Annotated in this window: 19 protein-coding genes; 11 read left to right on the forward strand and 8 right to left on the reverse strand. The window is 39.9% G+C overall.

Annotated features, from left to right (window positions below):
* Nucleotides 1-3: 3 nt before the first annotated feature.
* Together RFX69_RS00225 and RFX69_RS00230 are read left to right on the forward strand one after the other, a co-directional pair.
* The gene (locus RFX69_RS00225; RefSeq protein ID WP_017816317.1) at nt 4-516 is read left to right on the forward strand and encodes a DUF1543 domain-containing protein; all 513 of its coding nucleotides are present in this window, start codon (nt 4-6) and stop codon (nt 514-516) included.
* Between the two features lie 37 nt (nt 517-553).
* Nucleotides 554-1,549, forward strand: a complete 996-nt coding sequence (locus RFX69_RS00230) for a DUF2804 domain-containing protein (RefSeq protein ID WP_086377258.1) — start codon at nt 554-556, stop codon at nt 1,547-1,549.
* 8 nt (nt 1,550-1,557) lie between these two features.
* On the opposite strand, the gene RFX69_RS00235 is transcribed toward RFX69_RS00230, so the two are convergent.
* A complete protein-coding gene (locus RFX69_RS00235) occupies nt 1,558-2,433 on the reverse strand; it encodes a metal-dependent hydrolase (protein WP_000991230.1) in 876 nt (291 codons plus the stop codon).
* Nucleotides 2,434-2,553: 120 nt separating this feature from the next.
* Between RFX69_RS00235 and RFX69_RS00240 the strand changes: the two genes are divergently transcribed.
* From RFX69_RS00240 to RFX69_RS00260, 5 genes are all read left to right on the forward strand, one after another.
* Complete coding sequence (locus RFX69_RS00240; RefSeq protein ID WP_001155162.1) at nt 2,554-3,603, forward strand: AraC family transcriptional regulator; 1,050 nt, start codon at nt 2,554-2,556, stop codon at nt 3,601-3,603.
* Nucleotides 3,604-3,847: 244 nt separating this feature from the next.
* Nucleotides 3,848-4,651, forward strand: a complete 804-nt coding sequence (gene trpA, locus RFX69_RS00245; RefSeq protein WP_000088559.1) for a tryptophan synthase subunit alpha — start codon at nt 3,848-3,850, stop codon at nt 4,649-4,651.
* Nucleotides 4,648-5,544 carry an acetyl-CoA carboxylase, carboxyltransferase subunit beta gene (accD, locus tag RFX69_RS00250; RefSeq protein ID WP_001071168.1) on the forward strand — a complete coding sequence of 299 codons (897 nt, stop codon included), beginning with the start codon at nt 4,648-4,650 and terminating at the stop codon, nt 5,542-5,544. Before trpA ends, accD begins: the two co-directional genes overlap by 4 nt.
* Entirely contained in the window at nt 5,541-6,827 is a 1,287-nt protein-coding gene (gene folC / locus RFX69_RS00255; RefSeq protein WP_114172737.1) for a bifunctional tetrahydrofolate synthase/dihydrofolate synthase, read from the forward strand. The genes accD and folC overlap by 4 nt, the downstream gene beginning before the upstream one ends.
* The gene (locus tag RFX69_RS00260) at nt 6,818-7,810 is read left to right on the forward strand and encodes an SPOR domain-containing protein (protein WP_289332897.1); all 993 of its coding nucleotides are present in this window, start codon (nt 6,818-6,820) and stop codon (nt 7,808-7,810) included. Before folC ends, RFX69_RS00260 begins: the two co-directional genes overlap by 10 nt.
* Nucleotides 7,811-7,828: 18 nt before the next feature.
* On the opposite strand, the gene RFX69_RS00265 is transcribed toward RFX69_RS00260, so the two are convergent.
* The 3 genes from RFX69_RS00265 to RFX69_RS00275 form a co-directional block, all read right to left on the reverse strand.
* Nucleotides 7,829-8,407, reverse strand: a complete 579-nt coding sequence (locus RFX69_RS00265) for a dual specificity protein phosphatase family protein (protein ID WP_213066901.1) — start codon at nt 8,405-8,407, stop codon at nt 7,829-7,831.
* Complete coding sequence (locus tag RFX69_RS00270; RefSeq protein WP_213067420.1) at nt 8,404-9,216, reverse strand: MBL fold metallo-hydrolase; 813 nt, start codon at nt 9,214-9,216, stop codon at nt 8,404-8,406. Before RFX69_RS00270 ends, RFX69_RS00265 begins: the two co-directional genes overlap by 4 nt.
* A 303-nt stretch (nt 9,217-9,519) precedes the next feature.
* The gene (locus tag RFX69_RS00275; RefSeq protein ID WP_000175334.1) at nt 9,520-10,161 is read right to left on the reverse strand and encodes a peroxiredoxin; all 642 of its coding nucleotides are present in this window, start codon (nt 10,159-10,161) and stop codon (nt 9,520-9,522) included.
* A gap of 407 nt (nt 10,162-10,568) precedes the next feature.
* On the opposite strand from RFX69_RS00275, the gene secA reads away from it, so the two are divergent.
* Together secA and RFX69_RS00285 are read left to right on the forward strand one after the other, a co-directional pair.
* The gene (gene secA, locus RFX69_RS00280; RefSeq protein WP_000881343.1) at nt 10,569-13,292 is read left to right on the forward strand and encodes a preprotein translocase subunit SecA; all 2,724 of its coding nucleotides are present in this window, start codon (nt 10,569-10,571) and stop codon (nt 13,290-13,292) included.
* A gap of 130 nt (nt 13,293-13,422) precedes the next feature.
* Entirely contained in the window at nt 13,423-13,866 is a 444-nt protein-coding gene (locus RFX69_RS00285) for a hypothetical protein (RefSeq protein ID WP_000757175.1), read from the forward strand.
* Nucleotides 13,867-13,933: 67 nt separating this feature from the next.
* On the opposite strand, the gene RFX69_RS00290 is transcribed toward RFX69_RS00285, so the two are convergent.
* Both RFX69_RS00290 and RFX69_RS00295 read right to left on the reverse strand, forming a co-directional pair.
* Nucleotides 13,934-15,244, reverse strand: coding sequence for an MFS transporter (locus RFX69_RS00290; protein ID WP_289332898.1), 1,311 nt, complete (start codon nt 15,242-15,244; stop codon nt 13,934-13,936).
* A 134-nt stretch (nt 15,245-15,378) separates the two neighbouring features.
* On the reverse strand, nt 15,379-16,020 hold the full coding sequence (locus tag RFX69_RS00295) for a hemolysin III family protein (protein WP_010590631.1): 642 nt from the start codon (nt 16,018-16,020) through the stop codon (nt 15,379-15,381).
* 126 nt (nt 16,021-16,146) lie between these two features.
* Here RFX69_RS00295 and RFX69_RS00300 point away from each other — a divergent pair, with 126 nt between their 5' ends.
* Both RFX69_RS00300 and RFX69_RS00305 read left to right on the forward strand, forming a co-directional pair.
* A complete protein-coding gene (locus RFX69_RS00300) occupies nt 16,147-17,358 on the forward strand; it encodes an SAM-dependent methyltransferase (protein WP_086300377.1) in 1,212 nt (403 codons plus the stop codon).
* Nucleotides 17,359-17,370: 12 nt separating this feature from the next.
* A complete protein-coding gene (locus RFX69_RS00305; protein WP_000278752.1) occupies nt 17,371-17,790 on the forward strand; it encodes a GNAT family N-acetyltransferase in 420 nt (139 codons plus the stop codon).
* Nucleotides 17,791-17,819: 29 nt separating this feature from the next.
* Here the strand turns inward: RFX69_RS00305 and RFX69_RS00310 are convergent, their stop codons facing one another.
* Both RFX69_RS00310 and RFX69_RS00315 read right to left on the reverse strand, forming a co-directional pair.
* On the reverse strand, nt 17,820-18,680 hold the full coding sequence (locus tag RFX69_RS00310; RefSeq protein WP_004838242.1) for a patatin family protein: 861 nt from the start codon (nt 18,678-18,680) through the stop codon (nt 17,820-17,822).
* A gap of 15 nt (nt 18,681-18,695) precedes the next feature.
* Nucleotides 18,696-18,950 (reverse strand): hypothetical protein, encoded by a 255-nt coding sequence (locus RFX69_RS00315; protein ID WP_001280986.1) that lies wholly within the window; start codon nt 18,948-18,950, stop codon nt 18,696-18,698.
* Nucleotides 18,951-19,022 lie beyond the last annotated feature (72 nt).

The following is a 19,022-nucleotide window of genomic DNA, read 5'->3' on the forward strand; positions in this document are numbered from 1 at the left end:
ACAATGCCAAGCTTGTTTATGGTGATGTTGGGCGGGCGTCATGCACGTGCTAATACAGAAGTTCATGATGTGGTCATGGCTGTAGGAGATACTTTGGAAGAAGTTTATCCTCAACTTAAACAAGCTTGGTTTGGTGAGGCTCAAGGATTACATATTGATGCTTGGGCTAAGCTCTCAGGAGTTAGTTTTCAAGGACAGAACTATCAAATTCATTTTACAGATGCTGCTCCACAACCAGATGATTTAAAGTTATATTTAATTAATCTAGGTGGATATAATGCACGTGAATTCGGTGAACTTCATCGTTATGAGTTTGTGGTGGCACCCAACGCTGTAGTTGCCAAACAATTAGGTAAACAATTTATAGACCGGCAGTGGCAAAAAGCACATACAGACCGGGTCATTGATATTGATGACTGTTTAGCGATAGATTGCGTGGCAGGCCGTTATATTCATTTAATAAAAGGCGATTTTGCTGCAACAATTTGGGAAAATACATATTTGACTGTGGGATAGGTCATTTGAAATCTAATATTCATATGGAAGTGGGTAAATGGATTTAATTCAAGAAAATGGACAGCCTCGTTATGGGCGTTTTGAATCTGTACCGGCCACCATTCATGTCCAACGTTATATTTATAAAACTCCTTATGGTAAAGTCCTAAAAGGCTGGCGCAAACAATTAAAATATAAGAAGTTTAAATTCTGTGGCATTCAACATAAACATTATAGTATTGGTCTGGCCATTGCAGATATTGGTTGGGTTGGACACGGGTTTTTCTATATCTATGATCATGAAACAGGGCAAGTCATTGAGTGGAATGCTATTCAGCCGTTAGGTCATAAGACTTATCTTGATGAACAGCCTTTGTTTAATCAAAGTTATTTTTCTAAATCGCCTTATCAGTTCGATATTCAGCATGCCAATGGTGTGCGATACATTCGGGTGACTAAATATGGTGAAATTTGCCTGAGCGCTCGTATTTTCTGCGCCGGAACAGATATTTTGAGCTTGTGTACCCCAACAGGCATCAATGGTTGGACCTATACCCAAAAGCAGACCACTTTGGCTGTAGAGGGAATGTTCATTAATAAGCAAAATCAAGTTGTACAATTTGATGAAAAGACATTTGCATCGCTAGATGATACTTGCGGATTTTTACGTCCTGAAACAGCTTGGTTCTGGCTCTCATGTAACTTCTGGGATGAACAGGGGCGTCGTATTGGGTTAAATCTGGCCTCGGGTGTTAATGAAAGTTTTGGTAATGAAAACTGCCTATGGATTAACGGAGTTTTATTTCCGCTCACAGACGTTTTATTTGAAAAAGTAAATGATGAACTTTGGCAAATTAGTTCTCTAGATCAAAAACTTAATCTACAAGTGCATATTGGTTGGTGCCGGTATGAAAATATAAACTTAAGAATGATTGGCAGTCAGTTCAATCAATGGCAAGCTAAAATTAGCGGCACGATTGAGCATAAGACAACCGATATAATCTATTGCAAAGAACAATACGGTTTACTAGAGCAACATTATGCAAAATGGTAACAAGCAGGTTATAAACCTGCTTGCCAAAATGCTTCACCCGCTGCAATAGGGTCATTTGTTTTTTCCAAAGTTTCAATCCAAACGGGATACTGACGAATAACAGGATGCTGGCTTGGATGAAAATCTTTTTTAAACCAATCCATATATTGTTTTTTCATAGCTGTTAATGTGCCATTTTTGCCAAAGAACCAAGGTAAACCTTTAAGGTTCATCAAGAGTCTTTCTCTTGGACTAAAGCCATCACATTTCAACATGATATTGGTACGATAAAGCGTAAAACCGAACATGAGTACGGTTGTTAAAACAAGCACAAAGCGACGTGTTGACTCTGGAACTTCTCCCACCTGTCTCATCACATCAAAAGCTACATCGCGGTGTTCCATCTCTTCAATCGCATGCCATGCAAACAAAGCTCGAACATAAGGATGAGCGTTTTCTAAAGTTTTTTTATGGCTATAAAAGGTTTCTGCCATTAACGCTGTTAAATGTTCAGCGGCAGCGGTCATGGCAATATTATATTGTGGTGAACGTTTTGTTAGTTCAAAGCGGAAAATCTTTTTAAGGGTGGTTGTGAACTGGTCAACAGGCATGCCTTGCTCTTTCATGAGCTGATTCATTTTGTCATGTGCAATACCGTGTTGAGCTTCTTGTTTAATAAAATCCGCAACTCGTTTTTGTAGTTCAGGGTCATCAATTTTGTCGCGGAACATGCGCACACATTCAATGAAGTAACGCTCTCCATCTGGAAAGGTTAAGCTGAGTGCATCAAACATACGAGTTAAAAAAGGGTCATTGTTAAACCAAAAGCGAGGTGCTTCGTTTAAATGAAAATCGAGATCTTTACGAACTACTGGTTCGACCTGATAAGAAACATGTGCGTTCATCTTTTATTTCTCGCAACTATAACCTTTTCATTAGTATGTCGCGAGTGGTCGGCTTTGTTTTGACAGTTATCGCCAATTTTTATACAGTTTGCGACAAAATGGCAGTAAAAAGGACGCGCCATGCAAGAATTTACTATCTCAAATGGTTACTTCTACCTTTGGAATACGTATTTAAAAGAAAAGGGAATAGATTGGCAGACACTTAATTTAAGTGAAATTCAAACACGTCAAGTCCAAAATATTTTATCCGCTTCTATAGATGCTCAATCTTCTTTAGACCTTTTTATTGAACTTTTAGAGATAACTGAAACGCGATTACATGTGACTAATTTGGCTTTAGAGATGGCAGCCTGTATTACCCCTGCCAACTTTGGGGTCTTGGGTTATATGGCGTCCAGAAGTGATACCTTAGGTCAAGTGGTGGAGTATATTGCAAAGTTTCATCGTTTGGTCATTGATGGTGCACAGGTTGTCCCTATACAAATTGAACAGGATGCCTCCAAAATTCGCCTATATTGGCCTTTGGTCGATGACAGTAATATTCTACTGAGTGAGCTGACTTTGGCCGCAATGGTACAGCTTGCTAAACAGATCGCCCCTTTACATGAGTTTCTTTTACAGCATGTAGAGTTCGTACACCGAGCACGTGGGGCAGTGGTTCACTATCAACGTTTCTTTCAGTGCAAATTATCATTTGAGCGGCCTTACTATGCATTAACTTTTGCAAGTGAAAGTTTAAATGTTCGCCCTCAACATGCAGACCCAACTTTAGTGCAACTTTTAGTGAAACAAGCTGAAGAAGCTTTAGTTCAGCGGAAAATACATGCCGATTTAGTTCAGCAAATACATTGGATCGTACAGGAATACTTTAAGCATAAGCAGCAAGCGCCCAAAATAGAAGATATTGCCATCGAGCTGAATGTTTCTGTTAGAAGCTTGCAGCGCCAATTACAGGCATTAAACACTTCATTTAAATTAATTTTAGATGCTGAGCGTATGAAACGCTGCGAGATATTGTTAAGCCAAAATGAAAGTCTGACTGCAATTGCCGACCAGTTAGGTTATTCTGATCAGTCTGCACTGGCAAGAGCATATAAAAATTTAACAGGGCAAACATTATTAACTCGAAAAAAGCAATTACAACTCATCCAGAAAAATGCAACGAAATAGAATTTTGGATGCTTTTTTGCTCAATTTGTAAATCAATAATGGCCCAAAAATAGGAAGCTTTGATCATTGAGAAAAGTTTCAAAATATTGATAAATGTACGCCATGGGTTGTATGAATCATACAATCGAATATCGCCATAACGTTAGACCTGTTCAATGAACAAAAAATAGCGTTAAAATGCGGTGTTCTTGTATTTCTACAAACAACTCCTCAATTTTAAATAATTCAAGGAAAGCACAACCCTATGTCACGTCTTGCCACCCGTTTTGAAAAGCTGCAGTCCCAACAACGTAAAGCGCTTGTATCTTATGTCATGGCGGGTGATCCACAGCCACAAGTAACGGTGCCGTTACTTCATAAAATGGTTGCGGCAGGAGTAGACGTCATTGAGCTTGGTTTACCATTTTCAGACCCGATGGCTGATGGTCCGGTAATTGCACTTGCTGCTGAACGCGCACTTGCGGCTGGGACGAACACCTTAGATGCGCTGAACATGGTAAAAGAGTTTCGTGAGCAGGATCAGGAAACACCTGTAGTTTTAATGGGTTATCTTAATCCTGTTGAAGTGATTGGTTACGAGAAGTTTGTTTCTTATGCGAAACAATGTGGTGTAGATGGCTTATTACTTGTGGACTTACCACCGGAAGAGTCAAAAGAATTTGGTGCAATCTTGAAACAACATGATATGGACCAGATTTTCTTACTTGCACCAACTTCAACTGATCAACGTATTCAACACGTAGCGAATCAGGCAAGCGGGTTTATCTACTATGTTTCACTCAAAGGTGTAACAGGTGCAGCGACTTTGGATACTTCTGAAGCGGCTGCACGTATTGAAAAAATCAAAGGTATGACTAACGTTCCAGTGGGCGTTGGTTTCGGAATTAGTGATGCTGCTTCAGCGAAAGCGATGGGTAGTGTTGCAGATGCCGTGATTGTAGGTAGTGCTTTCGTTAAATCTTTTGCAACGTTGGCAGCTGATGAAGCTGTTGAACAGACGGTGAATAAAGTCAAGGAGCTTCGAGCAGCGCTCGATGAGTTAGTATGAATCAAGAAGTGAAATCAGGGAAAGTTCTTAGCCCTTCGACGCCATGGACACAGCGTCCAGTTCCAGGTATTGAAGTTGCAGATGAGCAACAGACTCTCAAAGCAACATTTACTGAGCCAACTATTGAGTGCCCTGAATGTCATGCTTTAGTGACACGTACAGCAATATCTTTTAATGCGTATGTATGTCCACAGTGTGACGAACACTTACGAATGAAAGCTCGCGATCGCTTAAACTGGTTCTTCGACAATGTTGTGGCTGAATTAGGTCAAGAGTTTAGCGCGAAAGACCCATTAAAGTTTGTTGATAGCAAACCGTATCCAGATCGTATGCGTGAAGCGCAAACTAAAACTGGTGAAACGGAAGCTTTAATCGCCATGCAAGGTAACTTAAATGGCGTAGATATGATTGCATGTGCTTTTGAGTTTGACTTTATGGGCGGCTCAATGGGTACTGTAGTAGGTGACCGTTTTGTTAAGGCAGCTGAACTTGCAATTGAAAAACGTCAGCCATTAATCTGCTTTGCAGCTTCTGGTGGTGCACGTATGCAAGAAGGTATGTTGTCACTTATGCAAATGGCACGTACTTCTGCTGCAATTCAAAAATTAAAAGATGCAGGCTTACCTTATATCGTGGTGTTAACACATCCGGTATATGGCGGTGTAACAGCTTCTTTAGCAATGTTGGGTGATATCCATATTGCAGAACCTAAAGCAATGATTGGCTTTGCCGGTAAGCGTGTGATTGAACAAACTGTACGTGAAACACTAGAAGAACCGTTCCAACGTGCAGAATATCTGCTTGATCATGGTGTGGTCGATCAGATTGTTCATCGTCATGCTTTACGTGATACTGTATCTCGTCTTGTATCAAAATTGATGAACTTACCTTGAAACAACAAGCTCCACTTTCAACAGACTCTTTAGATACATGGCTCAATTATTGGAGCCATGTTCACGTTACAGGGATCGATCTTGGTCTGGAACGTGTTATTCCCGTAGCAGAAAAATTAGGCGTGACTAAACCCAACGCTAAAGTTTTTACCGTTGCTGGAACAAACGGGAAAGGTTCAACCACAACAACGCTTGCGTCTATATTAAAAGCACAAGGTTACAAAGTTGGGTTGTATCAATCACCGCATATCTATCGTTTTAACGAGCGAGTCAAATTAGGTGGAGTTGAAGTTGATGACCAAAGCCTGATTGATGCTTTTGTACAAGTTGATCAGGCTCGTCGCGAGTGTGATTTAAGCCTATCTTTTTTTGAAGCAACCACTTTGGCTGCTTTTGTTATTTTTAAACAGCAACAATGCGATGTATGGGTTCTTGAAGTCGGTTTAGGTGGGCGTCTTGATGTTGTTAACGTCATTGACCCTGATATCGCCGTGATTACCAATATTGGTCTTGACCATACAGATTGGTTAGGCGATACCATCGAAAAAATTGCTTTTGAAAAAGCAGGTATTATCCGACCTCATATTCCTGTCATTTTTGCAGGTGAGCAATCTTTGCCTCAAGCGATTCAAGATAAGGCAAATAGCTCACAAGCCACACTATACGCGATTAATAGAGATTATTTTTATAAAATCGCCGATGATGGAAAACATTGGTATTTTGCAAGTGAAGGAACCACTTTAAGGTTGCCGCTTGGTATACTTGCAATCGAGAATATTGCAGGAGCAGTTGCGGCCGTATTAAATAGCGGACTTGAAATCTCGCAACTAGCGCTAGAGGAGGGCATTACAAATGCCCGCTTGGCTGGACGCTTCGAAGTGCGCGAAGTTAATGGAAAAACCATTATTTTTGATGCCGGACACAATCCTCATGGTGTTGAATTTTTGTTAAAGCAATTGCGAAATTTCTTAGAATACAATAAACAGTACACAGAAGTTGTCGCAGTATTTTCAATGCTGGCAGATAAAGATATAAAATCAGTAGTCGATTTGTTGAAACCTACTGTTTTACATTGGAAAATTGCTGAGTTGAATGTGCCGCGTGCTGCACCGATTCAGCAATTGAATGACGCCCTGCAAGGCCAGACAATACAACAATTTGGCAATATCAAAGAGGCTTTTAAATCAGCGCTTGAGCAAACAAATAACAATCAGCTGATTTTAGCCTGTGGTTCGTTTCATACTTTAGAAGCGATTTGGGAGTATTTGGAAGAATGTCAATGAATAACAAACAACGCTGGATGGGTGGCGTTGTTTTATTAGGTGGTGGTGTTTTATTGGCAGCATTACTTCTAAAAGGAAATGAAGAAATAAAACAGGTAGATGTTCAACCCCAAACTTCAACATCACCGAAATTACAAGCTAAACCAAAGCAATCAGCACAAGAAGGGCAGATGGTACAGCTACAGCCACTTGCAGTTGATGTTGAAACAGAAAAACGTCTTCTTGAAGAACAGCGCCGTTCTCGTGAAAAAGCTGTAGCAGAACAAGAGGCTCGTGCTGCCGAATTCTTGGCAATGCAACAACAGGCAGAAGCGGATGCAGCTCGTAAAGCTGCTGCTGAATATGCCGCGATTAATGCCCGCCGAGCTGCTGCACAAGAAAGTTCCGATAATATTCCTCCTGAAGTCGCGGGTAGTGAGAATAAGGCAAAAGGACAGCAAACTGATACAAAAAAGTCAGTAGATCCGGCTAAAGCGGATGCAGATAAAAAAGCTGCTGAAGCGAAACGCTTAGCTGAGGCGGATAAGAAAACGGCTGAGGCAAAACGTCAGGCAGAAGCGGATAAGAAAGCAGCAGAGGCGAAGCGCCAAGCAGAAGCGGACAAAAAGGCTGCTGAAGCTAAACGTCAAGCAGAAGCAGACAAGAAAGCAGCTGAAGCGAAACGTAAGGCAGAGGCCGAGAAAAAAGCTGAAGCAGAGAAAGCACGTGAGTTGCTTGAAAATGGTGATAAAAAATGGATGGTACAGGTTGCATTGGCTGCTAACCAAGCAAATGCAGATGCTGTAGTCTCTAAATTACGTGCAAAAGGCTATAAGGTCACGACGAGTCCAACCAGTAAAGGTATCCGTATTATGGTTGGTCCTGCAAAAGATAGAGATACGGCAGATACTACACGTAAGAAAATTACTTCTGACGCCAGTTTAAATATGAAGTCAGCTTGGGTGATTGACTGGGTGCCTTTAGATCAGCGTAAGTCAGATTAATTTTATTCTGAAATCTAATTAAGATGGATTCGATAGTTGCTGTTGAATCCATTTTACATTTTCAGGGGTAAATAAACGGTCAATATTCTTCCAAATAATATGATAACCATAACCCCCTTGTTTCATTTCTTTCACTGCATCATCAATTGCCCAGTTTTCAAAAATAATTCGATACATGGCGACGCTCGCCCCTGTACGGTCTGAACCATGATAGCAATGTAGTAAAACACGTTGATTATTTTGCTTGGCAAGCTGGATTTGCTGCATAACTTCTAATAAATCTTGTCGATCAATTGCCCAGGTATTAATCGGAATATGGACAAGATTAAAGTTTTCATTTTTAAAGACTAAATCATCTGATGCTTTGGCTCTTAAGTTAATAATAGTCCCAATTTGATGGTGTTTTAATTCGGGAATCATTGCTGCATCGGGCTGTTCACTCCGGAAAACCTCATTGCTAATTTGATAAAAATTATGAGTTTGAGAAACTAAGGTTCCCCAATCGTGAGGTCTGTGCTCATGGGCAATACTTTCGTGTTGCATACATCCTTGAAGGCTTAAACAGACCGCAAATGCAATAAGTGAAAAATTTTTCATGTTTGGTACCGCCGAAGCTCATGGGGGTCATGTGCGCAAATGATTTCAATCGTTGACTCATGTTGAGCCAGATGCTGTAATTTTTTTAGGTTAATAAGACGCTTTTCATTGTCTTCTGCAAATGTCTTTTCTAAAAGGCTAAGAGATCTTAATTTATTTGCTGGATTTAGCTCTAGGTGTGAGTAGTAAGCATCTCCACAAAATAATAACCATTGATTTTGTTGTTTTATCGCAATACCACAATGTCCGGCAGAATGGCCCAATAGTGGCACCATTAAAATTTCATCTTGAAATAGGGGGAAACCTTTTACTTTTTCAAGGTTAAACCATTTTTCACCTTGTTGATACTCAACAAAGTTCCAGTACCGATGTTGTTTATATTGATTAGTTCTATAACGAAGCTTACCTTTAAAATTAGGCAGTTGCGCAGCATTGTATTCAGTGGCTAGCACATGGACAGTGGCGTGGGGAAAGTCTGAAATTCCGCCTGCATGGTCAAAGTCGAGGTGAGTCACAAAAATGTGCTGTATATCTTTAGGATGGAAACCCAGTTTCTGAATTTGTTGGATAGCACTGAACTCAAGATTCGGTTCAATTTTCCCCAACCGTTTGACTAAAGAACCAAGGCGCTGTTGCATGTGTAGATAATCTTGTAGGCCAAATCCGGTATCAATCAGTACAAGGCCTCGATCAGTTTCTACCAAAAGACAATGACAAACAATTTCAGCTTTCCAGCCTCTCTGCCCAAATAAAGGTGCACATACAGGGCACATACTGCCGCATTTTAAATGATGAATTTTATGGATCATGATTTTTGTTTTTTGCACAAACTCTTGGGAAGTTATAACTGATCTCAACAGTAAAAACCATGTGTATTCATTAATGTAAAAAAAGCCATCGGGTGAGATGGCTTTTGAGATGGAAATATTTGCTCAGTTACGTGAACTGGCTGATTTAGAATTTTTTAATATTTGCCTACGCACTTTGCTTGTCTTGCAGGGAACTTTTCAGACGCTTGCCTACGCGCTTTGCTTGTCTTGTAGTCAACTTTTCAGATGCTTGCCTACGCACTGCGTTTGTCTTGCGCTTCGATTAAAGCCTTGTTAAAGGCTTTAATCTTGCTCAGGCTGTGGTGTAAGGCGTAAATAAGGTTTCACCGCAGTATAACCTTTAGGGAAGCGTTGTTTAATTTCCTCTTCATCTTTTAAAGAAGGGACAATGACCACATCTTCACCTTGTTGCCAGTTTGCTGGTGTAGCCACTTTATGCTTATCGGTTAATTGTAATGAGTCAACAACACGTAAGACTTCATTAAAATTACGACCAGTCGAAGCAGGGTAGGTGATGATTAGACGAACTTTTTTATTTGGGTCAATAATCACTAAAGAACGAACAGTAAGGGTTTCACTGGCATTCGGATGAATAAAACCGTATAGCTCAGATACTTTGCGGTCTTTGTCAGCAATAATTGGAAAATTGACTGTTGTATTTTGAGTTTCATTAATGTCATTAATCCAGCCTTTGTGCGACTCAACATCATCTACAGATAAAGCAATTGCTTTAACATTACGTTTTTCAAATTCATCTTTTAGTTTTGCTGTATAACCCAATTCAGTTGTACATACGGGCGTATAGTCGGCCGGGTGTGAAAATAAAATGCCCCAACTATCACCTAGAAAATCATAAAAATTAATAGTGCCTTCGCTTGATTCTTGTTGAAAATCAGGGGCTGTGTCGCCTAATCGTAATGTCATGATAAATCCTCAATTGCTTAAAATTTGTTATATGTTGAAATGACTATGCCGCAATTTATTTATTATTAAAATTATTGTTTTTATATTTTATTATGAACTTTTTATATAAGTGTAAATATATATGACCAAAACATATGAATTTATGGGCTGAATCAATGTAACTTTAAGATAAATTTGCTAAATTAGATTTCTCGGAAGTTGTGCTCAATAGATGAGCATTAATGTCGAGTTTTTAGGTGCCAGATGCTTTAAAGGGGCTTAGAAAATGGGTAAAACCATTTGTCTAATGATCAGATTTTTTTTATGGGTTTTGTGCAAACCCCTTGTACTTCAAATTTCTGACACCATAATAAACGACTGAGAAAAAATTTATTCATTTGACCAAGCAAGATTTAGAGAGTTTATCCATGTTGGCAAGTCTGATCGGAGGTATCTTCGGTACAAAAAATGAGCGTGAACTCAAACGCATGCGCAAAATTGTTGAGCAAATCAATGCGCTCGAGCCGACGATATCAGCTTTAAGCGATGCAGACTTATCTGCAAAAACTCCAGAATTCAAACAACGTTATAACAATGGCGAAAGTTTAGATAAGTTACTCCCTGAGGCGTTTGCAGTTTGTCGTGAGGCAGCAAAACGTGTAATGGGCATGCGCCACTACGATGTCCAGTTAATTGGTGGTATTACCTTACATGAAGGCAAAATTGCCGAAATGCGTACCGGTGAAGGTAAAACCCTTATGGGTACTTTAGCGTGTTACTTAAATGCATTAAGTGGTGAAGGCGTTCATGTCATTACTGTAAACGATTACTTGGCACAACGTGATGCTGAGTTAAACCGCCCTTTATTTGAATTTTTAGGTCTAAGCATTGGTACAATTTATTCAATGCAAGAACCAGCAGAAAAAGCAGCTGCCTATCTAGCTGATATTACCTATGGTACCAATAACGAATTTGGTTTTGACTACTTGCGTGACAACATGGTGTTTTCTTTAGCAGAAAAGAAACAACGTGGTTTGCACTATGCCATTATCGATGAAGTCGACTCAATCTTGATTGATGAGGCGCGTACGCCATTAATTATTTCTGGTCAAAGTGAAGATTCTTCACACCTCTATACTGCCATCAATACTATTCCACCAAAATTACGCCCGCAAAAAGAAGAAAAAGTTGCCGATGGCGGACATTTCTGGATTGATGAAAAGCAGCGTTCAGTTGAAATGACTGAAATTGGTTATGAAACTGTAGAACAAGAACTTATTCAAATGGGTTTGTTAGCGGAAGGCGAAAGCTTATATTCAGCTACAAATCTAAACCTCGTTCACCATGTTTCTGCGGCTATTCGTGCGCACTTCCTATTCCAACGCGACGTTCACTATATTATTCATGACGGTGAAGTCATTATTGTTGATGAGCATACTGGCCGTACCATGCCGGGCCGTCGTTGGTCAGAAGGCTTACACCAAGCAGTTGAAGCGAAAGAAGGTTTGGCTATTCAACCTGAAAACCAGACTTTAGCAACAACTACTTTCCAGAACTATTTCCGTCTTTATAAAAAGCTTTCAGGTATGACAGGTACTGCCGATACTGAAGCTGCGGAAATGAAAGAAATTTATGGTCTGGACGTCGTTATTATTCCGACACACCGACCTATGATTCGTAATGACCAGAACGATTTAATCTATTTAAACCGTAATGGTAAATATAACGCGATTATTCAAGAAATTATGAATATTCGTCAGCAGGGTGTTGCACCGATTCTTATTGGTACGGCAACGATTGAAGCCAGTGAAATTCTATCGTCTAAATTGAAGCAAGCTGGTATTCATCATGAAGTTTTGAACGCAAAACAACATGAGCGTGAAGCAGACATTATTGCTCAGGCAGGTAGCCCGAATGCAGTAACAATCGCAACAAACATGGCCGGTCGTGGTACAGATATTATCCTTGGGGGTAACTGGAAAGCGAAACTTGCCAAACTTGAAAATCCTACCCCTGAAGATGAAGCGCGTCTAAAAGCGCAATGGGAACAGGACCATGAAGATGTATTGCAAGCAGGTGGCTTGCACATTATTGGTTCTGAACGCCATGAATCACGCCGTATTGACAACCAGTTACGTGGTCGTGCGGGCCGTCAGGGTGACCCTGGCGTTTCTCGTTTCTATTTATCTCTTGAAGATGACCTCATGCGTATTTTCGCAGGCGACCGTGTTGTTGCCATGATGCGTGCAATGGGGCTTAAAGAAGATGAAGCGATTGAACACAAAATGGTAAGCCGTTCTATCGAAAATGCGCAGCGTAAAGTTGAAGCACGTAACTTCGATATTCGTAAAAACTTACTTAAATATGATGATGTGAATAATGAACAACGTAAGATCATTTATTCACAACGCGACGAAATCTTAGCTGAAAATACTTTACAAGAATACGTTGAAGAAATGCATCGTGAAGTAATGCAGGCGATGATTGCTAACTTTATTCCACCAGAGTCAATCCATGACCAATGGGATGTGGAAGGCTTAGAAAATGCTTTACGTATTGATTTGGGTATTGAGCTACCAGTTCAAGAATGGCTAGAACAAGATCGACGTCTTGATGAAGAAGGCTTGGTTGAACGCATCAGTGATGAAGTGATTGCGCGTTATCGTCAGCGCCGTGCACAAATGGGCGATGAATCTGCAGCAATGCTTGAGCGTCATTTCGTTTTAAATTCTCTTGATCGCCATTGGAAAGATCATTTGGCTGCAATGGATTATTTACGTCAAGGTATCCACTTACGTGGCTATGCGCAAAAAAATCCTGAGCAGGAATATAAGAAAGAAGCATTTAACTTGTTCGTGAACATGCTGGGTGTAATTAAAACCGATGTTGTAACTGATCTGTCTCGCGTACATATCCCAACACCAGAAGAGCTTGCAGAAATGGAAGCTCAACAGCAGCAACAAGCAGAAGCAATGAAGCTTTCTTTTGAACATGATGATGTGGATGGATTAACAGGTGAAGTGACCGCTTCTCAAGAAGCACTTAATGAGTCGGCTACTGAACAACAAACGTTCCCTGTACCTGAAAGTCGTAATGCTCCATGTCCATGTGGTTCTGGTTTGAAATATAAACAGTGTCACGGCAAAATTTAATTTGTGTTATAAAAAAAGCAGAACGATTGTTCTGCTTTTTTTTCGTTTGTAGTAAGCCTGTGAATAATGTTTGCAGTTTTAAGCATTAAATGCTATTTACTTCTCATCCAGAGTGTATGTTGGAAAGACAATGAAAAAAGTATTACAACCTTTATTTTTAACTGTTCTTGCTGTGCCAAGTTTTGTTTTCGCAGCAGAAACAGCTTCAGCCCCTCAAACCACAACGGTTGATAAAGTACTTGCGGCAAAAGGCCCAACTTCGGCTCAGGCTGTAGTGAAACAAGAAAATACGACGGTGATTAGCCCTCGTACAGGTATTCGTTACACATTGGGTAACACGGGTAATCGCCCAATCATTTTACAAACTGCTGCGATCGCTCCAGCAAACTCTGCAAATATTAACCGTATTGTTGCAAGTAACCCAGCTCTATCTCCAAAGAGCCAAGAAAAAGCAAAAGTTGCATTAATTGGTGAAGCGGCTGTTGCTGGTGCGGCAGCAGTTGCAGCGAATAATGTAACTGCCCCAGCTGTACCAAACAGTGTTACACCTGCAAATCCTGCATCATTGAACTAAGTGCTATATATAAAAAAAGCCGGTCAATTTTGAACCGGCTTTTTTATATCAGGGTGTTTGAAAATATTTAAATCTGATTATTTACATCTACATTTTTTGTTTCGCGTATTAATAAAAACGCGATTAATGATAAAAGTGATGCTGCTGTAAGATAATAACCAACTGCATATAAACCATATGTTTCAGCAAGTTTAGTTGCAATAAGCGGTGCAAAAGAAGCACCAAAAATACCAGCCAAGTTAAACGTTAAAGCTGAACCCGTATAACGTACTGGGGTTGGGAAAATTTCTGAAAGGACAGTACCAATTGGACCATAGGTCAAGCCCATAATTGCTAAGCCAGTACACAAGAACAAAAATACAATGAGTGTGTTTCCAGACTCTAACATACTAGAGAAAAACAGTCCGAAAATTGCAGCAGCAATACATACACCAATAGAAGTAGCTTTACGGCCAAATTTTTCTGCAAAAATGGCAGAAAGAGGGATAAATGCTGCAAAGCAAAGGGTTGCAAACAGTTGAAGTTCTAAGAACTCACCACGCGCATAGCCTAGTTTGGTTGTTCCCCAGTTAAGTGCGAATACTGTAGTTAAATAAAACACAACGAAGGTACAGATTGCTGCAATTGTACCGAGAATAAGTTTGCCCGTGTGTTTGGTCACCACTTCTTTAAATGGAATATTAACTTCTTTTTGCTTATCTAAAACCTTTTGGAAAGCAGGGGTCTCATGAAGTTTTAAACGAATGTATAAGCCAACAATAACCAAGACAGCACTTGCAATAAAAGGAATACGCCAGCCCCATTGCATGAATGCTTGTTCAGGAATAGCAGCACTTAGAAGTAAAAATGAACCAGTTGCTAAAATAAAACCGATAGGTGCGCCAAGTTGAGGGAACATGCCATACCATGCACGTTTGCCTTCAGGTGCATTTTCTGTAGCAAGTAAAACAGCACCACTCCATTCACCACCTAAGCCTAAGCCTTGTCCTAAACGGCATAAGGCGAGCAATAAAGGCGCGACAATTCCAATCTGAGCATAGGTTGGTAATAAGCCAATACATACGGTTGAGATACCCATAGTGAGTAATGCTGCCACCAATGTTGCTTTACGACCTATACGATCTCCTAAATGCCCAAATAGTGCTGCACCGATAGGACGGGCAATAAAGGCGATTGCAAAAGTTGCAAGTGATTGTAAGACTGCGGCACTACCACTACTGGCAGGGAAAAATAGATGTGGAAAAATGATAACGGCAGCAGTTGCATAGATATAAAAGTCGAAGAACTCAATGGTTGTACCGACTAAACTTGCAAACAAAACCCGTGTTTTCGAATTGGTGGCTACTACAGGAGCAGCAGTCGCAGAGGTTGACTCCATATAAGTCCTTATATCAGTTAAAATTTATTTTTAATTTACTATTCTCTTTAAAGGCATATTTTTCTTAAAAGAATAGCGTGAAAGAACATCATCCATGACTCTTTCAGGATCACTGAATATGAGTGAAAAATGGACTAAACAACGTACCAATAGATAGCAAGAAAGTGTGCACCTGCACCTAAAAGCACAAAAATATGCCATATCGCATGGGTATATCTTACCTTTTTTAACGCGTAAAACAATGCTCCAACGGTGTAAGCTAAACCTCCAGTAATCAATAACATCAAAGTATCTTTGCTTAAATAGGTTCGCATATCATCCATTACAAAAACGGCAAGCCAACCCATAAGAACATAAGCAAGTAGCGAAATTTTCTGAAAACGGTGAATAAAAACTAACTTGAAAAGTGTACCAATTGCAGCAATGCTCCAGAGCGCAATAAGTAAAATATGAGCTTTTTGTGTAGGTATAGCAATACTTAAGAACGGGGTATATGTTCCAGCAATTAAATAATAAATAGCCGTGTGATCGAGTTTTTTATACCAGTAACGTAAATTTTGTGTTTGTGCAAAATGATAGAGAGTCGAACTAGTAAACACGAGAATTAAGCTAAAAGCATATACCCATAAACCTACCCACTGGGCAGTGGAAAGATAAGATCCTTTTATAATTAAAAAGACAGAGGCAACTACTGCCATAACCACACCAGCGCCATGGCTGTAGGCATTAAAAAGTTCTTCTTTTGGGTCGTAGGTTTCTAACACCGATTTACTCATAAGTTTATTTTTTGATTAAAAATACAAATGTATAGAAATACAAAACAGTCGTAAAGTTATTTTATTTTTAATCCTATACCCTTTAAACTTTCACTTTATATGAGTCACCATTTTTTAGGTATATCAGTGTCGGTTTTCTCCTTTGAGCAAGAACAGCAATTCTTTCATGAAATCAAACAAATGCTTAATCAGCAGACTTTTGAACGTTTGATTTTGAGCCAATATAAAGGAGAGTTGACACAGCTGGAAAAAATTACTTTCCGTGTTGTGGAGCTACATGGAAAAAAACAACTTTCCGCGCTATATCATCATACCACCCAAGATGTGACTAAAAATTATTCATTCGAAGATGGCTTAGAACAGATTGCAGTGCTGATTACGCAATGCAAACAAGCGAATTTATTTGCCACTCATCAAGAAATCCAGCTTAAAAAAAATAAGAAAAAAGCCATGCTTAATATGGGTAAAAAACACAGCGTGACTACCGTTCCAACTGTACAAGCTCATGATCGTGAGAAACAGCGTTATGTACAGCAGGGTAGTGCATTTTTAAAAGAGCTTGGCATTACCGATGAGAAAGCTCAAATCATTCCAAGCATGGCTCGTAAATGGAAGCAGATTAATAAATTTATCGAAATTTTTGCGAGCGCATATGAGCAGATTGATGCTGAGCAAAAAGAGTTAAATATTGTCGATTTTGGTTCAGGAAAAGGGTATTTAACTTTTGCTTTGTATGATTATTTACAAGAACAACAAAAGGTTCCGCTCATTACGGGTGTAGAGCTGCGCCGTAATTTAGTGGAATTTTGCCAGAACGTTGCAGACAAAGTACATTTTAATCATTTAGACTTTTTTGAAGGTGACGTTCGTAGTTATCAGCCGGAAAAGCTGGACGTGATGATTGCTTTGCATGCATGTGATATTGCGACTGACTTTGCTATCCATACTGGAATTCGCTTAAATGCTTCGATGATTATGTGTGCGCCATGCTGTCACAAAGAGTTGCGTCCACAACTACATAGTCCTGAAGTTTTACAGCCAATGCTACAGTTTGGTATTCATGCGGGGCAACAAGCCGAGATGTTGACCGATACCTTACGTGCGTTACTTTTAAAAGCATATGGTTATGAAACTAAAGTTTTTGAGTTTGTATCGCTTGAACACACCAGCAAAAATAAAATGATTTTGGCGACTAAACGCAAAAACGTGACACAACCTGATGCCAAGATTATGGCTCAAATTCAAGCATTGAAAGAAATGTATGGAATTAAAAAACAGACATTGGAATTGTTATTACAAGATCAGCTGCCGATCGAAAATATTGGCTGCAAATGCTAGGAAGGTGAGTGGATGTATAAAGTTATAGCGGGTAGTTGGACGCAGTTTGAGGAAGATGCAAAATACATCCGTGAACAAGTCTTTATTCAAGAGCAAGGCATTGAGCCCAAAGATGAATGGGATGATTTCGACAGCACTGCTGTGCACTTTATGGTGTATGACAAAGAGCAGCCTATCGCTACAGCACGTTTGTTGCCACAGCATAGCGTAGGGCGTGTTGCTGTTTTAATGCTTTATCGAAAGCAGGGTATAGGTAAAATTCTAATGCAGCATATTATTGAATATGCGCGCCAACATAAATTGCCTTATTTAAAGCTTTCCGCGCAAACCTATGTAACAGCTTTTTATGAAGCTCTAGGTTTTAAAGTGCAGGGTGAAGTGTACCAAGACTGTGGTATTCCACATATTGATATGACTTTAGCGTTAAGTTGAGATTCCTTTTTAGAAATCTCAACTTTGAACTACTTCATCGCATTCCAGTTTTCGATGGCTTGTAAGCCTGTTTCCAAACCAACTTCATAACTGTAACGAAGCTTTTTCGGATTTGTCGTTAAACGCCCTGCCATATTTTTAAGAGGCGGTGGACATACCTCTAAAATTTGCTGTTCTGGGTTACTGCTACGAACAAATTCAACTGAAGCATTATAACGGGCACAGCGGTTACGCAAACTATTTGCAAAACCATAATGGTGTTTAAAAGCATATTTCGCAAGGAATTGGTCGCCTCGGCTACTGGCTTTAAAATAGTTCTTCGGACGAGTACGTAAAACTAATAGCTTTTTGACACCACTTTGCTGAGCCGCCCAGCGAACGGGTAGAGCATCTGCAACGCCGCCATCAAAGTAGGGTTCACCCATAATATCGACGGGATGACGAGTTAAAACCGGAATTGAGCTAGAAGCACGCAGTGCATTTAGCAAATTATCTTTACCAGCACGAAGATACTCAGCATGACCAGTTTTAGCATGCGTCAATACCATATAAAAATCTGGATTTTTGGCAAAAAGGCTCTGTTGATCGAGAGGATGTTCTTGCTCGCCAATTTCCCACATCCATTTTAAATCGAGTAAATCCCCTCCTTTAAAGAAGCGCTTGTAATCGATAAATTCAGGACGTAGTGAATGATCAATATAGAAGGTTAACGTGCGACCTTGTTGGCCTGCCAGGTAGTTAGCTACATTGGTCGAACCAGAAGATACACCAACGTATAAGTTAAAAGGATTGAACTGCTGTTGTAGAAAAGCATCAAGTACACCACTGGTAAAGGCACCACGCATGCCTCCACCTTCTACAACCAGTGCATTGCGAGAAAAATCTGTCATTTGAAAAATATCTGATTACTGATGTGAATGCTGATGTTCTTGCATGTCCATTTCAGGCATATTGTCATGCTGAGTTTGCTGATCTGTTGATTTCTCAGCTTTTTGCTGCATTTCATGCTGTTGAGCTTTGCGTTGTGCTCCTGGCATATAGTCAGGCTCATTACTCATTGCTAAATAGAAAAAGCCAAGGAAGATCGCACTTAAAACACCGACGATTAGAACAAATTTCCAGCCTAAAATTGCTGATTCGGAAGAATTTTTATCGGACATAAGGATATCTCGAATGTGCTGTAGAAGCACAGAAATGAAGTCTATTTATAGCATATTTAGGTATAAGGCTGA

This window comes from Acinetobacter sp. 148 (genome assembly GCF_031196675.1).
Lineage (GTDB): Bacteria > Pseudomonadota > Gammaproteobacteria > Pseudomonadales > Moraxellaceae > Acinetobacter > Acinetobacter baumannii.

Excerpts from the sequence above, each read along its gene's own strand:
- RFX69_RS00225 (WP_017816317.1), top strand. The coding sequence starts at position 4 with ATGCCAAGCTTGTTTATGGTGATGTTGGGCGGGCGTCATGCACGTGCT.
- RFX69_RS00230 (WP_086377258.1), top strand. The coding sequence starts at position 554 with ATGGATTTAATTCAAGAAAATGGACAGCCTCGTTATGGGCGTTTTGAA.
- RFX69_RS00235 (WP_000991230.1), bottom strand. The coding sequence starts at position 2,433 with ATGAACGCACATGTTTCTTATCAGGTCGAACCAGTAGTTCGTAAAGAT.
- RFX69_RS00240 (WP_001155162.1), top strand. The coding sequence starts at position 2,554 with ATGCAAGAATTTACTATCTCAAATGGTTACTTCTACCTTTGGAATACG.
- trpA (WP_000088559.1), top strand. The coding sequence starts at position 3,848 with ATGTCACGTCTTGCCACCCGTTTTGAAAAGCTGCAGTCCCAACAACGT.
- accD (WP_001071168.1), top strand. The coding sequence starts at position 4,648 with ATGAATCAAGAAGTGAAATCAGGGAAAGTTCTTAGCCCTTCGACGCCA.
- RFX69_RS00260 (WP_289332897.1), top strand. The coding sequence starts at position 6,818 with ATGTCAATGAATAACAAACAACGCTGGATGGGTGGCGTTGTTTTATTA.
- RFX69_RS00265 (WP_213066901.1), bottom strand. The coding sequence starts at position 8,407 with ATGAAAAATTTTTCACTTATTGCATTTGCGGTCTGTTTAAGCCTTCAA.
- RFX69_RS00270 (WP_213067420.1), bottom strand. The coding sequence starts at position 9,216 with ATGATCCATAAAATTCATCATTTAAAATGCGGCAGTATGTGCCCTGTA.
- RFX69_RS00275 (WP_000175334.1), bottom strand. The coding sequence starts at position 10,161 with ATGACATTACGATTAGGCGACACAGCCCCTGATTTTCAACAAGAATCA.
- secA (WP_000881343.1), top strand. The coding sequence starts at position 10,569 with ATGTTGGCAAGTCTGATCGGAGGTATCTTCGGTACAAAAAATGAGCGT.
- RFX69_RS00285 (WP_000757175.1), top strand. The coding sequence starts at position 13,423 with ATGAAAAAAGTATTACAACCTTTATTTTTAACTGTTCTTGCTGTGCCA.
- RFX69_RS00290 (WP_289332898.1), bottom strand. The coding sequence starts at position 15,244 with ATGGAGTCAACCTCTGCGACTGCTGCTCCTGTAGTAGCCACCAATTCG.
- RFX69_RS00295 (WP_010590631.1), bottom strand. The coding sequence starts at position 16,020 with ATGAGTAAATCGGTGTTAGAAACCTACGACCCAAAAGAAGAACTTTTT.
- RFX69_RS00305 (WP_000278752.1), top strand. The coding sequence starts at position 17,371 with ATGTATAAAGTTATAGCGGGTAGTTGGACGCAGTTTGAGGAAGATGCA.
- RFX69_RS00310 (WP_004838242.1), bottom strand. The coding sequence starts at position 18,680 with ATGACAGATTTTTCTCGCAATGCACTGGTTGTAGAAGGTGGAGGCATG.
- RFX69_RS00315 (WP_001280986.1), bottom strand. The coding sequence starts at position 18,950 with ATGTCCGATAAAAATTCTTCCGAATCAGCAATTTTAGGCTGGAAATTT.